11 protein-coding genes are annotated in these 12605 nt (G+C 63.8%); 9 read left to right on the forward strand and 2 right to left on the reverse strand.

Translation table 11 applies throughout. From position 1 onward, the window contains the following. Positions 1-15: 15 nt before the first annotated feature. Complete coding sequence (locus BM397_RS24670) at positions 16-957, forward strand: ornithine cyclodeaminase family protein (RefSeq protein ID WP_092430323.1); 942 nt, start codon at positions 16-18, stop codon at positions 955-957. A gap of 73 nt (positions 958-1030) precedes the next feature. Here the strand turns inward: BM397_RS24670 and BM397_RS24675 are convergent, their stop codons facing one another. Then, entirely contained in the window at positions 1031-2095 is a 1065-nt protein-coding gene (locus BM397_RS24675) for a LacI family DNA-binding transcriptional regulator (RefSeq protein ID WP_092430325.1), read from the reverse strand. Positions 2096-2285: 190 nt separating this feature from the next. Here BM397_RS24675 and BM397_RS24680 point away from each other — a divergent pair, with 190 nt between their 5' ends. The 4 genes from BM397_RS24680 to BM397_RS24695 all read left to right on the forward strand — a co-directional run bounded on the left by BM397_RS24680 (position 2286) and on the right by BM397_RS24695 (position 6894). After that, positions 2286-3104 (forward strand): ABC transporter substrate-binding protein, encoded by an 819-nt coding sequence (locus tag BM397_RS24680; protein WP_092430327.1) that lies wholly within the window; start codon positions 2286-2288, stop codon positions 3102-3104. Between the two features lie 90 nt (positions 3105-3194). After that, positions 3195-4706, forward strand: a complete 1512-nt coding sequence (locus BM397_RS30010) for an amino acid ABC transporter permease/ATP-binding protein (RefSeq protein ID WP_092567421.1) — start codon at positions 3195-3197, stop codon at positions 4704-4706. 24 nt (positions 4707-4730) lie between these two features. Continuing rightward, positions 4731-5762 carry a Gfo/Idh/MocA family protein gene (locus BM397_RS24690; RefSeq protein ID WP_092430713.1) on the forward strand — a complete coding sequence of 344 codons (1032 nt, stop codon included), beginning with the start codon at positions 4731-4733 and terminating at the stop codon, positions 5760-5762. Between the two features lies 1 nt (position 5763). Then, on the forward strand, positions 5764-6894 hold the full coding sequence (locus BM397_RS24695) for an NAD(P)/FAD-dependent oxidoreductase (protein WP_092430711.1): 1131 nt from the start codon (positions 5764-5766) through the stop codon (positions 6892-6894). Between the two features lie 34 nt (positions 6895-6928). Here BM397_RS24695 and BM397_RS24700 read toward each other — a convergent pair whose 3' ends face one another. After that, positions 6929-7942, reverse strand: coding sequence for a LacI family DNA-binding transcriptional regulator (locus BM397_RS24700; RefSeq protein ID WP_092567422.1), 1014 nt, complete (start codon positions 7940-7942; stop codon positions 6929-6931). 440 nt (positions 7943-8382) lie between these two features. On the opposite strand from BM397_RS24700, the gene BM397_RS24705 reads away from it, so the two are divergent. Genes BM397_RS24705 through BM397_RS24720 form a run of 4 tightly spaced genes read left to right on the forward strand, consistent with a single transcriptional unit; the run spans position 8383 to position 12588 of the window. Then, on the forward strand, positions 8383-9396 hold the full coding sequence (locus BM397_RS24705) for an SIS domain-containing protein (protein WP_092430707.1): 1014 nt from the start codon (positions 8383-8385) through the stop codon (positions 9394-9396). Positions 9397-9429: 33 nt separating this feature from the next. Next, positions 9430-10755 (forward strand): extracellular solute-binding protein, encoded by a 1326-nt coding sequence (locus BM397_RS24710; RefSeq protein ID WP_092430705.1) that lies wholly within the window; start codon positions 9430-9432, stop codon positions 10753-10755. Between the two features lie 10 nt (positions 10756-10765). Continuing rightward, positions 10766-11731, forward strand: a complete 966-nt coding sequence (locus tag BM397_RS24715; RefSeq protein WP_092430703.1) for a carbohydrate ABC transporter permease — start codon at positions 10766-10768, stop codon at positions 11729-11731. Continuing rightward, positions 11728-12588 carry a carbohydrate ABC transporter permease gene (locus BM397_RS24720; RefSeq protein WP_245696246.1) on the forward strand — a complete coding sequence of 287 codons (861 nt, stop codon included), beginning with the start codon at positions 11728-11730 and terminating at the stop codon, positions 12586-12588. The genes BM397_RS24715 and BM397_RS24720 overlap by 4 nt, the downstream gene beginning before the upstream one ends. Positions 12589-12605: the final 17 nt, after the last annotated feature.

Consider the following 12605-nt stretch of genomic DNA (forward strand, 5'->3'; position numbering starts at 1 on the left):
CGCGGAGGAGCCACGATGCAACTCGTCACCGCCGAAGAGGTCCATCGCCTCTTGGACTACCCGTATCTGATCGACGCCCTGCGCCGGGCACATCTCGGACCGCCGCCCTTCGGTGCTAATATCGTTGCGGACGATCCGGCAGGCACTGGCAACCAGTTCGTCAGCCTGCTCGGCTGGAACGGCCACGGGGCGATCGCAGCCAAACTGGTTGGCGTCTTTCCCGGAAACCTTCAACTCGACCCGCCACAGGCCAGCGTCCAGGGCCTCGTCGCCGTCTTCGATCCAGACACTGGAACCCCGAAGCTGGTGGCAGACGGGGAGGCGATGACGTTCCGAAAGACCGCTGCCGACAGCGGCCTAGGCGCCCTTTTTCTGGCGCGTGAGGATGCTGAAATCCTTCTTGTCGTCGGTGCAGGGGGCCTCGCGCCACACGTCATTGCGGCCCATTGCGCAGCACGGCCCTCCATCTCCCGCGTCCTCGTCTGGAACCGGACCCCAGCGCGCGCCCGGGCACTGCAAGCCACGCTTGCCGGCAGAGGAGTCTCCGTGGAGGTCGTCTCCGACCTCGATGCCGCTGTTGCATGCGCCGATGTCATCTCCTGCGTGACCATGTCCCGTGCGCCACTGGTCAAGGGCGCGCTGCTGAAGCCCGGCGTGCATCTGGACTTGGTCGGGGCCTATCGACCGGAGATGCGTGAATGCGACGACACCTGCATGACGCGAGGCACACTCTTCGTGGATACGCGCGGCGGAATGGAGAGTGCGGGCGATCTCTGCCAACCCATCGCTGCCGGTGTGATCGGCTGGGACGCCATTCAAGCAGACCATTTCGAACTCGCGCAGGGCACGCACCCCGGTCGCACCAGGGATACGGAGATCACAGTCTGCAAGAACGTTGGCGGCGGACACCTCGACCTCTTCTCAGCAGAGGCACTGATGGCGCGGCTCGACACTTGAGCCTCTGAACCAGCGCTGCAACCCGACTGGCTTTTGCAGCGGTGCGGCGCCCCGCACCCACCTTTGTAAGAAGTCAGTCGGACCTTGCCGCTCCAATCGAGCCACGTTCTAGGAGAGGCGTCGGTATAACAAACACTTGGGGCGGTGACGCATCGCCCTTTAGCCGAGCGATCAACCGCTCGGCCGCCTCCTGTCCGAACCGATAGGTCGGCTGATCCACCACGCAGATCCGCGGCGAGGTGACCCGCGTCCAGTCGGCATCGAACCAGGAAACCAGGGACATTTCCTGCGGCAACTTGAGACCCCGGTCTGACAGTTCGCGAAAGATCCGCGCTCCGATGAGACTGTCCGAGGCCAGAATCGCTGTAATTGGCGGGGATCGCTCAAGGATGCGTGTTACGACCAAGCTCGTTTCATCGTCCCCAGTCGCTCCGACGAAAACAAGATTGGCGGGTTTCTCCACGCCCGCCTCACGCATGTGCGTCAGAAAGCCCGTGATCCGCTCCCGGACCGCCGAGATGCCGATGTCTTCGAGCTTGCCGAGCTTTCCGTCAGTTGTCTCCATGGCGGTAACATAGGCGATCTGCCGATGTCCGACCTCGTGCAGCCGCCGCAGCACGCGTCCGACGCTCTCACGGTCGTCGCCGCAAATCGCATCAGCTTCCAACTCCGGAACATGGCGGTCAAGTGTGACCACCGGCGTGCCCGCTGCCAGAGCTGCTTTCAGATGATCCAGGTGACGCGCGTCCGTCGGTGCGACGATGAGCCCAGCGACTCGCTGACGCAGCAGGACCGAGACCATTTCAATCTCTTCCGAAAGCCGTTCGCTCGAGTTGCTGATGATCAGGTTCAGGTCAGCGGCGCGCAGCGTATCGCTGATGCCCCGGACTGCTTGGCTGAAGAAGGCGTTCTCGATGTCGCCGACGATCACTCCGACCAAGCCGCTCCTTCCAGTGCTCATTGATCGGGCGAGGTCGTTGGGCTGGTACCCAAGCGTTTCCGCGGCCTCCAGCACTGCCTTGCGCGCGGTCTCGCTGGCGATGCCATAGCCCCCGAGGACCCGGGCCGCCGTGGCTTTTGATACTTTGGCCGCCCGGGCGACGTCCGCGACGGTCAGTGAACTCTTTTTTCCGCTCATTCCTGCCACTTCAATTTTCAGGGCTCGAAATCCTTATCAAGCCTGTTGACGCGAATCAAAACATACATGAACCATACAACTACTGATACCGGTCTCACTACATATGACACCGGTCTCATATTTAAACGAGGCCGATCCCTCGGCATGACTGCACAGAGAGGGTCGGCCCGCCAACAGCGGGAGACACGACATGTCCATCAGCCTTCTCGACCGGGCAAAAGCCCCCCTGACCGGCTTGCTGGTTGCACTTGCCGCCGCCGGCGCCGTCCAGGCGCAGGACAACCCCTACAACCTGCTCGACGCCGACACGGTCAGCGTCGGATCGCTCGGCGATGCCAAGCCCTATGCCTTCACAACTGCAGCCGGCGAATTCACCGGGTTCGACGTGGAGTTCCTGCGCAACGTGCTCGGGCGGCTCGGCTTCGAGGAGGATCAGATCCTCTTTACCGGGCAGGAGTTCGCGGCGCTGCTGCCTTCCGTCTCCAACGGTCGTTTCGATATCGCCGCCGCCGCTATCGGCATCACCGAGCAGCGCGAAGAGGTCGTCGATTTTTCGGACGGCTACCTTGCCGGCTACCTCTCGGTCCTCTCGGGCGAGGAGGCGATCACCGATGACCCCGCGAGCCTCGCGGGCAAGCGCCTCGGCGTCGTGCAGGGCACGCTGCAGGAGATGTACGCCAAGAAGACCTTCACCGACACCGACATCGTGCAGTTCCCCGACAACAACACCGGCGTCGCGGCGCTGAACAACGGCACGATCGACGCGCATTTCCTCGACTACGAGGCCGCCAAGACCTACGGCGAGCGCTACGACCTCGACATCAAGGTCAACATCCCCTCCTTCGATGCACCCGCCGGCTTCGCGGTGAAACCGGGCAATGACGCGCTGCGCAACGCGCTGAACGAAGCGCTGCATGCGGCGATGGAAGACGGCACCTGGCGCGACCTCTACGAGAAGTGGTTCCCCGGCTCGCCAATGCCCAAGCAGTATCTGCCGAGCGGCAGCTGATCCCGCCCGACCTTCCGGTTGCCGGCACCGCCGGCAGCCCAATTCCCAAGACGTCGGGCGGCGCCCTGCCCCGCCCCCTGGAGACACCTTATGTGGTTGGAAAACCTCCAACGGACGTTCCTCGACTGGGACGCCATGGCCGAGATCTTGCCGATCATGCTGTCGACCGGCCTGAAGAACACGCTGATCCTCGCGGCCGCCTCGACAATCATCGGCATCATCATCGGCATCATTCTTGCGGTAATGGGCATTTCGCGCGCCGCCTGGCTGCGGGTGCCCGCGCGCATCTACACCGACATCTTCCGCGGCCTGCCCGCCATCGTCACCATCCTGCTCATCGGACAGGGCTTCGCCGGGCTCGGGCGTGAGCTTTTCGGTCCCTCCCCCTACCCGCTCGGCATCCTCGCGCTGAGCCTGATCGCCGGGGCGTATATCGGCGAAATCTTCCGGGCCGGCATCCAGAGCGTGCCGACCGGCCAGATGGAGGCCTGCCGCGCCCTCTCGATGAGCTACAGTCAGGGCATGCGCCTGATTGTCGTGCCGCAGGGCATCCGCCGCGTGCTGCCGGCGCTGGTCAACCAGTTCATCTCGAACGTGAAGGACAGCTCGCTGATCTACTTCCTCGGCCTCCTGGCCTCGGAACGCGAGATCTTCCGCGTCGGGCAGGACGCCGCAGTGGTCACCGGCAACCTCTCGCCGCTGCTTCTGGCGGGGATTTTCTATCTGGTGATCACCGTGCCGCTGACCCACCTGGTCAACCACATCGACCACCGCCTGCGGTCCGGCAAGCGGACAACCGGGGCCCAGCCCAGCAGCGGTCTCGACGAGGTGGACGAGCTTGGCGCCGCGACGCGCAATGCCGAGCAGACCCGCTTCAACGGCGGCAGCCTGTCGATCCGCGACCTGCGGCTCAGCTATGGCCCCCTCGAAGTGCTGCGCGGGATCAACCTCGAGATCCCCAAGGGATCCGTCACCTGCATCGTCGGACCTTCCGGCTCGGGCAAGTCGACACTTCTGCGCAGCCTCAACCGGCTCGTCGAGATGAACGGCGGCCAGGTGATGCTCGATGGCACCGACATCCGCGGCATGAAACCCGAGACCCTGCGCGCCCGCGTCGGCATGGTGTTCCAGCACTTCAACCTCTTCCCCGATCACACAGCGCGCGAGAACATCATGCTCTCGCTCACCAGGATCAAGGGGCTGCCGCGCGCCGAGGCCCGCGCCATCGCCGACGCCCGCCTCGCCGAGGTCGGCCTGCAGGGGCGCGGCGATCACCGGCCGTCGAACCTGTCGGGCGGACAGCAGCAGCGCGTCGCCATCGCCCGGGCTCTGGCGATGGACCCCGAGGTGGTGCTCTTCGACGAGGTCACCAGCGCCCTCGACCCGGAACTGGTGAAGGGCGTGCTCAACCTCATGGCCGATCTCGGGCGGCGCGGCATGACCATGGTCGTGGTCACCCACGAGATGGGCTTCGCGCGGCAGGTCGCTGACCAGATCGTCTTCATGGACGAGGGCAAGATCGTCGAAGCCGGCACGCCCGACGCGCTCTTCGACAACCCGCAGACCGACCGGCTGAAGAAGTTCTTCGCCGAGGTCCTGTGACACGGAAAACCTAAGGAAACTCCGATGAAAGACCTATCATGGGGCATCCTCGGCACCGCCGGCATCGCGCGCAAGGCGATGCTGCCCGCCCTGCGGGATGCCGAGGGCTGCCGCCTTGGCGCGATCGCCTCGCGCGATGTCGCCCGGGCCGAGGCTATGGCCGGCGCGTTCGGCATCCCGCGCGCCTACGGCAGCTACGAGGCACTGCTCGCGGACCCCGAAATCGAGGTGATCTACAATCCCCTGCCAAACCACCTGCACGTGCCCCTGACATTGCAGGCGCTGGCCGCCGGCAAGCATGTGCTGTGCGAGAAGCCCCTCGCCCTGACCCTCGCCGAAGCCCGCGAGGTCACCACAGCGGCGCAAGCCGCGGGGCGCGTGGTGGCCGAGGCCTTCATGACCCGCCACCACCCGCAATGGATCAAAGCCCGTGAACTGGTGAGCGCGGGCCGGATCGGCCGGCTCACCGGCGTGCAGGCGCTGTTCAGCTACTGCAACGACGATCCGCAAAACGTCCGCAACCAGAAGGACATCGGCGGTGGCGGGCTCTATGACGTCGGCTGCTACGCGGTCGACACCGCGCGGTTCTTCTTCGGTGCCGAGCCCGAGGCGGTGAGCTGTACCATGGACCTCGATCCCAAGTTCGGCACTGACCGTCTGACCACCGGGACCGCGCGTTTTCCGGGCGGTGGGCAGCTGAGCTTTACCGTCTCGACCCAGTCTGCGCTGGTTCAGCAGCTCACGCTGCTCGGCACCGAGGGCTACCTCGTGCTCGACGCGCCCTTCAACTGCCCGCCCGATCACCCAGCGCGGCTGGCGCTCGACAACGGCGCAGACCTGCTCGGTGGCGGGCGCGAGCTGCTGACCTGCCCGCCCGCCGACCAATACCGCCTGCAGGCCGAAAGTTTTGCCCGGGCGGTGCATCAGGGCGGGTTTGCCGCCGATGCGGCCGCGGACACCCTTGGCAACGCCGCCGCGCTCGAGGCGCTGACACGCGCCGCACAGAGCCATCGCTGGGAAGCCATCACCTCGACAACGGGACAAGCAGGAGACTGACATGCAGTGCCCCAAACCCTCCATCTCCACCGCGCTGATCATCGGCGGCGGCATCTTCGGCGTCTCGACCGCCGCGCAGCTCAGCCGCATGGGCGTGCAAGTGACCCTGATCAACGATGGCCCGCTGGGCAACGGGGCCTCCGGGCGTTCGCTGGCCTGGCTCAATACCGCGCGGCGGCGCAGCCTGCCCTACCACCGACTTCGGCAGGCCGGGATCGAGCGCTATCGTGTGCTGGCCGACCGCAATCCCGGCGCCAGCTGGCTATCCTTCGCCGGCGGACTTACTTGGGACGCGGAAGACGACAGCAACGAGATCGCCGATGTCTTCCGCTACGAGCGGGAGCTGGGCTACCCTGCCGAACTGCTGTCCGGCGAGGAAGTGAGCGCGCAGATCGAGGGGGTCGATGGCGCGCAGGTGACCAGCGCCGGCGCGATCCTCAATGCCAACGAAGGTTGGGTTGACCTGCCGTCGCTGATTCATCAGCTCGCCGCCGAGGTCACGGCCGCAGGCGGCACCATCGTCACCGATGCGGGCCGGGCCGAGTTGATCGTGGAAGACGGCCGCTGCACCGGCGCGCGCTGCGCCGATGGGCGCACGTTCTCTGCCGACAAGCTGCTGCTGGCCACCGGCCCCGCGGTTCCCGCCACGGTGGCCGAACAGGGCATCACCATCGGTGACGACACCCCCGTGGCGCTGCTCGTCGAGACCCATCCGCTTTCGCATCCGCTCCGCACTGTGCTCAACACCCCGCGCGTCGCCATCCGTCCGACCCCAGACGGGGCGTTCTACCTCGACTCCGGCTGGTCCGAGGAAGAGGTGGTCGTGCACCAGAACGGCACCTTCGAGGCGTTGCCCTCGACAGTCAGCGAGTTGATCGACGAGGCCCGCAAGGTTCTCAGCGGCGCGCCGGACCTGCAGGTGAAGGCGGTGCACCTTGGTCCCAAGCCGATCCCCGGGGACGGCGAGCCAGTGTTCGGCGAGCTCGAGAAACTGCCCGGGTGTTTCGTGGCGTTTTCGCACAGCGGCGCGACGCTGGGTCTGCTCGCTGGCGAACTGCTGGCCGAGGAAATGGCGCTCGGCCTGCGCCACCCGCTGCTCGCCGCCTTCCGTCCCGAGCGCTTTGCGACCTGAGCCGTCGCGCGTCTCTGACTGAGGTGGCCGCGGTCTAGATCGCGGCCACCGACCCTCGGATAATCAGCTCTGTGGGAAAGACATGGTGCTGCGGCGCACAGCTGTCCCCGGAAATTCGCTGCAGCATGATCTCGGCTGCGAGGGGTCCGATGCGCTCGATCGGCTGGGATACGACGGTAACCTGCGGATCGGTGAACGTCGCAAGATCGAAATCGTCAAAGCCCACGAGCGAAACGTCGCGCGGAACCCGCAGGCCCATGCTGCGCAGAGCAATCATCGCGCCGGTGGTCATCAGGCTGTCTACGGTGAAAATGGCGGTCGGTGCCGGCGTTTGGCGGAACAGGCGTATCACCGCCTCGACCGCGTGTTTTGTCGTGGAGCCCGAAAGCGCGATCATCCGTTCGTCCACGGCCAGCCCATGCGCCTGCAGCGCCGAGCGGTAACCAGCAAGCCGTTGCTGCACCGTGAAGATGCGCCCCTCGTCGCCGAGAAAGGCGATGCGCCTGTGACCTTTGGAAACGAGCAGATCAACACCCTCGCGCGCGCCCCCCTCGTTGTCCACGACGATGCTGTCGCAGGCGACGTTGCCGGAGTAGCGGTCGATCACGACCAGCGGCATGTTGTCCTTGGCCAGAGACTGGAAATGCGACATATCGCGCGCCGAGGTCGGAGCCACGATAAGCCCGCGCACGCTGAGCGAGCGCAAGCTTTCCACGAGCTCGCGCTCCTGGTCGAGGTCCTCTTCGCTGCTCGCGATGAGCAGGTTGTGACCTTGCTGGCGCAGTCTCTTGTCGAGATCATGTGCAATACGCGCGAAGAACGGGTTCTGGATATCGCCGGGGATGAATCCGATCAGCGGCAAATCACCCCGGCGCAAGGCCTGAGCGATGCGGTTATGGCGGTATCCGAGCCGGTCCGCCGCCTCGCGCACCCGCTCGGCGGCCGACCCGCCGACATAACCGTAGTTGTTCAGCGCCCGGGCAGCGGTCGCCCTCGACACCTTCGCTTCGGCGGCGACATCCTTGATCGTGACCGGCTTGCGCGACACTCGGCTCTCTCCCTTCGACGCATGGGTTCCGTCCTTCTGGCATGTTCCCGCCAGCCCCGCCAGTGCGGTTGCCGTCAAGAGACCAGCGCTTTGTCGGCGACGTCCGATCCACGGGGCGCAGGGGTCCCTTCGGTTGGAATCGGGTGATCGGCATTCCCGGGCATCGCAACAAGAAGCTGTGCCCTATGATGATAAAGATACGTGTTTTCCGTAGTATAGAAGTTTTTTCATGTTTTTGTTGCGAAGTTTTTGAAGCTGTGAGACCGTGAATGTGAGATCGGTATCACATTGCCTATTGTCGTGTACCGATTTTTTTGGGGCTCGATGTGAGATCGATCTCTTTCCAAATTCTTCCAAGGCGGCGCTCGCCCGCCACCGGCTTCGGCGAACCGCCGCAGCCGGCCGGGCATCCTGCGCCTACATCAAGGGACGAACAAACGATGTTGAACTTCGACAAGGACCGGTTTCTTTCCATTCAGGGCGGCGCGCTCGGGATCGCCGGAGAGATGCGCGCACTGGTCCGCGACCTGCTTGCCTCGGGGATCGAGCGGGTCTTCTTCATGGGGACCGGGGGCGTACAGCTGCTGACCCTGCCGGCCATCGAACTCGCCGGGCGCTACTCCACCTTCCCTATCAGCGCTCAATACCCCGCACAGACCGTGATCGCCCCGCCGGCCGGACTCAACGAGAACGCCCTTGTCGTGCTGCCTTCGCTCTCGGGCACCACCAAGGAAAGCGTGGAACTTCTGGATTTCCTCAAAGGTACCGGCGCCAAGACTCTGTCGCTCACCGGTCATGCCGACACCCCGTTGGCTCGGAACGCCGATCATAACTTCACCAATTTCGCCGAGGACGACACCTCTTCCGAGATGTTCTATCTACAGACGCTGCTTCTGGTGCTGTCGATCCTCGATGCGCGCGGCGAAATCGGAAACTACGACGCCCTGGTTGCCGAACTGCAACTGCTGCCCGGCTTGCTGTGCGACGCCAAGGAGGCTTTCGAGCCTGAGGCGGCAAGACTGGCGGAGGCGATCAAGGACGATCCCTACCACATCTTTACCGGAGCCGGCTCGGCCTGGCCGGAGGCACATTACTACGGGATGTGCATCCTCGAGGAGATGCAGTGGATCCGCAGCCGTCCGGTGCACGCCGCAGATTTCTTCCACGGCACGCTCGAACTGGTGGAGCCGGGGGTCAGCGTCTTTCTGTTCAAGGGCGAAGACCCCTACCGCCCGCTCGGAGACAGGGTCGAGAAATTCGCCCCACGCTATACCGACAAGCTCCGGGTTCTGGACACCAAGTCCGTAAGTCTTCCCGGCATCAGCGACACGACCCGCTCAATGATCTCGCCAGTGGTGCTCGCAACGCTTCTCGAGCGTCTGAGCGCGCATCTCGAAGTGCTTCGCAACCACCCGCTGACCACCCGTCGATATTACAAGCGCGTCGAATACTGACGCGTTGACCCAGAAACCAACAGGGAAATAAAAATGAAAAAAATCAGTAAAATAACGACAACCGCGCTGACCATCACGTCGGCTCTGAGCTTCGCCGCGCCGGAAGTGCTCGCGGCGGGCTCCAACCCGGTCACCGCCGATCCCGCGGCCGAAGTCGATTACAGCGGCACCCTTTCGATCCTGACAAAGTTCGGCTCGCAACAGCTCTCACCCTTCTTCGAGGATGTTGCCAAGCAGTACACCGAGATGCACCCCGAGGTCTCTGTCGAACTGATCCAGGAGACCGATGACAGCGTCAAGGGCAAGACCAAGACGCTGGTTGCCACCAACTCAATGCCCGACATCTTCTTCAGCTGGACCGGCACCTGGGGCGGCAACTTCATCCGCGGCAACCGCGCCGTCGACCTCACGCCGGTGGTCGGAGCCGGGACCGAGTGGGGCAAGACCTTCACCCCCGCCGCGCTGGACGCCTTCAGCTACGGGGGCCGGAATTTCGGTGTACCGCTCTATCTCGACGCAAAATTCATGGGCTACAACAAGAGCCTGTTCGCGGACCTGGGACTTGAACCCCCCACAACCTTCGACGCCCTTCTGGAAACCTGCGACACCATCAGCGCGGCAGGCGTGGTCCCTGTCTCCTTCGGCAACAAGGAAGCCTGGCCGGCGGTGCACTATGCCGGTCAGCTTCTCGTCTACAATGTGCCCGTCGAAACCCTGGAACAGGATTTCGACCCGCAGACCTCGGCGTTCGATCACCCTGGCTATGTGACCGCCCTCGACCAGTTCCGAGCCTTCATCGAGCATTGCACCACCGGCGCGCCCAATGGCACGTCCTACGAGGCTGCAGTCCAGGCCTTCAGCGATGAAAAGGCCGCCATGTACTATCAGGAGATCATCGAATTCGATGGCTCGGCGAATTCCGATACCGCGCTTCAACCGGAGGAGTTCGGCTACTTCGTTCTGCCGGCACCGGAGGATGCACAGGGCGATCCGAATGCCATCGAAGGAGCGCCAGAGGGCTACATGGTGAGTGCGGCCTCCGATCAGATCCCGCTGGCGATCGATTTCCTGAAGTTCCTCACAACCCAGGAGACAGGCAAAGTGCTTTCGGCCAGCCCCTACGGCCAGCCGAGCGCCGTTGTCGGCGGCTCGGAGCCTCGGACGATGAATGCCAGCGTCGTGGCGGGCATGGCCGACATCGACGAGGCAAGCTACCTGATGCCTTGGCTCGATACCGTCCACCATCCGCGGGTTGCGGCGACCTGGCTGTCGGGCCTGCAGGCGCTGGTCGGCGGATCGATGAGTTCCGAGGAACTGGTCGCCGAGGTGCGCGAGACGTCTGCAGCGGTAAGGGACTAGGCCGCACAAGATGGTTCCAACCGATCCCCATTTCCCCGGTGCCGCCACTTCAGGCGGCACCTCCCATGAGATCTGCCGTCCTGCGCTGCTGCGGCGGGCGCTGATCCGTGCCCTGTCGCTGCGCTGGGTCGTGCTGGCCGTGCTTGTGGTCGGTGCCTTTATCTACGTGCCCATCATCGACAACTTTCGCGTCAGCATGACCAACCGCGACATCTTTACCGGCGAGATCAGCCAGGTGGGACTGGAGAACTACCAGCGCCTGCTCGACGATCCGGTGGTCTGGCGCGCGCTACTCAACAACACGCTATATGCCGGTCTTTCCATAGTCTTTCAGGTGTTCGGCGCCTTCCTCCTTGCGGCAATGATCGAGGGGCTGAAGAGCCGCCGCATCCGCAACCTGTGCCGGGCAATCTACTTCGTGCCCTCCGCGATCTCGACCACAGTCACAGGGCTCTTGTTCTACTTCCTCTACCAGCCCGAGGTCGGACTGCTCGACGCCGGCCTGACCTCCATCGGCCTCGGGGCGCTCTCGAGGCCCTGGCTTGCGCTCGAGGACACCGCGATCTTCGGCATCATCGCCATGAGCCAGTGGCAGGGCTTCGGATATTCGACGCTGCTGTTCTCCATCGCGATCCAGAAGATCCCGCGCGAACTCTATGACGCGGCGATCATGGACGGGGCAGGACCGGTCCGGCGCCTGTTTGCCATCACCTTGCCGATGTCGCGCGAAATGACCGGTTTGATGGTCATCGTGACGATCACCGGCGCCTTCCAGGTGTTCAACGAAATCATGGTGATGACCGCCGGAGGGCCGAACAACAGCAGCCAGGTGCTCGGCACATGGCTCTACCAGCAGGCATTCATCCAGAACGAGTTCGGCTACGGAGCCGCAATCGCGGCAGTGATATTCGCGGTCACCATGCTCACCGGCGCCCTGCAGGTCTGGTACACAAGCAAGCGGAGGGTCAAATTGTGACCGTTTCCCCTATTTCCACCCAGACCGATGGCGACCGTTTCTGGAACGCGCTTGGCAAGACCTTCATCCTGTCGTTCCTGGTTTGCCTCGCCATTGTGGTCATCTACCCGCTGCTGTGGATGGCGCTCAGCGGCTTCAAGACAAACGCGCAGATCTTCAACGAGCCTTTCGCATTCCCTCGGTCGTGGGGGTTCGACAACTACGTGGCGGCTTGGAACCAGGGCGTCCGGAGCTTCCTATTCTCGAGCCTCGTGGTGACATCGGCCTCGGCTGTCTGCACGGTACTAATCAGCGCATGGACGGCCTACGGGCTGAGCCGCTCGCGTATGCCCGGAAAGCCACTGATCACCGCCATGATACTCGGCGGTATGATGCTGAGCCCCACGGTCGCGCTCATTCCCCTGGTCCGAATGATGCAGTCCCTCGGACTCTACAACACCCACTGGGCACTGATCCTCCTCTACACCGCGTTCCGCATTCCTTTCACCACCTTCCTGATCCGGGCCTACATGCTCGATCTTCCTGCTGATCTGGACGAGGCCGCGCGCATGGACGGAGCGTCGGAGGGACAAATCTTCTGGCGGATCATCCTGCCACTCTGTGCGCCGATCATCGTTTCCAGCGTTATCCTGCACGTGCTTTTCGCTTGGAACGAATATCTCTTCGCGATGATCTTCACGAGCGCGCAAGACGTGCAAACCCTGCCCGTCGGATTGACCTCGCTCATGGCCAAGCATGGGACGAACTACGCCCAAGTCTTCGCTGCGATGACCATTTCTGCAATGCCGATCGTGCTCCTCTTCTTCGCGATGCAGAAATACTTCATCCGCGGCCTGACCGAAGGCATCGGAAAATGAGCCCTGAAAATAGGACC

This window comes from Alloyangia pacifica (genome assembly GCF_900116195.1).
Lineage (GTDB): Bacteria > Pseudomonadota > Alphaproteobacteria > Rhodobacterales > Rhodobacteraceae > Salipiger > Salipiger pacificus.

What these genes read in the sequence shown, in the direction of transcription:
- BM397_RS24680 (WP_092430327.1), top strand. Translation starts at nt 2,286, where the DNA reads ATGTCCATCAGCCTTCTCGACCGGGCAAAAGCCCCCCTGACCGGCTTG.
- BM397_RS24705 (WP_092430707.1), top strand. Translation starts at nt 8,383, where the DNA reads ATGTTGAACTTCGACAAGGACCGGTTTCTTTCCATTCAGGGCGGCGCG.
- BM397_RS30010 (WP_092567421.1), top strand. Translation starts at nt 3,195, where the DNA reads ATGTGGTTGGAAAACCTCCAACGGACGTTCCTCGACTGGGACGCCATG.
- BM397_RS24715 (WP_092430703.1), top strand. Translation starts at nt 10,766, where the DNA reads ATGGTTCCAACCGATCCCCATTTCCCCGGTGCCGCCACTTCAGGCGGC.
- BM397_RS24695 (WP_092430711.1), top strand. Translation starts at nt 5,764, where the DNA reads ATGCAGTGCCCCAAACCCTCCATCTCCACCGCGCTGATCATCGGCGGC.
- BM397_RS24710 (WP_092430705.1), top strand. Translation starts at nt 9,430, where the DNA reads ATGAAAAAAATCAGTAAAATAACGACAACCGCGCTGACCATCACGTCG.
- BM397_RS24670 (WP_092430323.1), top strand. Translation starts at nt 16, where the DNA reads ATGCAACTCGTCACCGCCGAAGAGGTCCATCGCCTCTTGGACTACCCG.
- BM397_RS24675 (WP_092430325.1), bottom strand. Translation starts at nt 2,095, where the DNA reads ATGAGCGGAAAAAAGAGTTCACTGACCGTCGCGGACGTCGCCCGGGCG.
- BM397_RS24690 (WP_092430713.1), top strand. Translation starts at nt 4,731, where the DNA reads ATGAAAGACCTATCATGGGGCATCCTCGGCACCGCCGGCATCGCGCGC.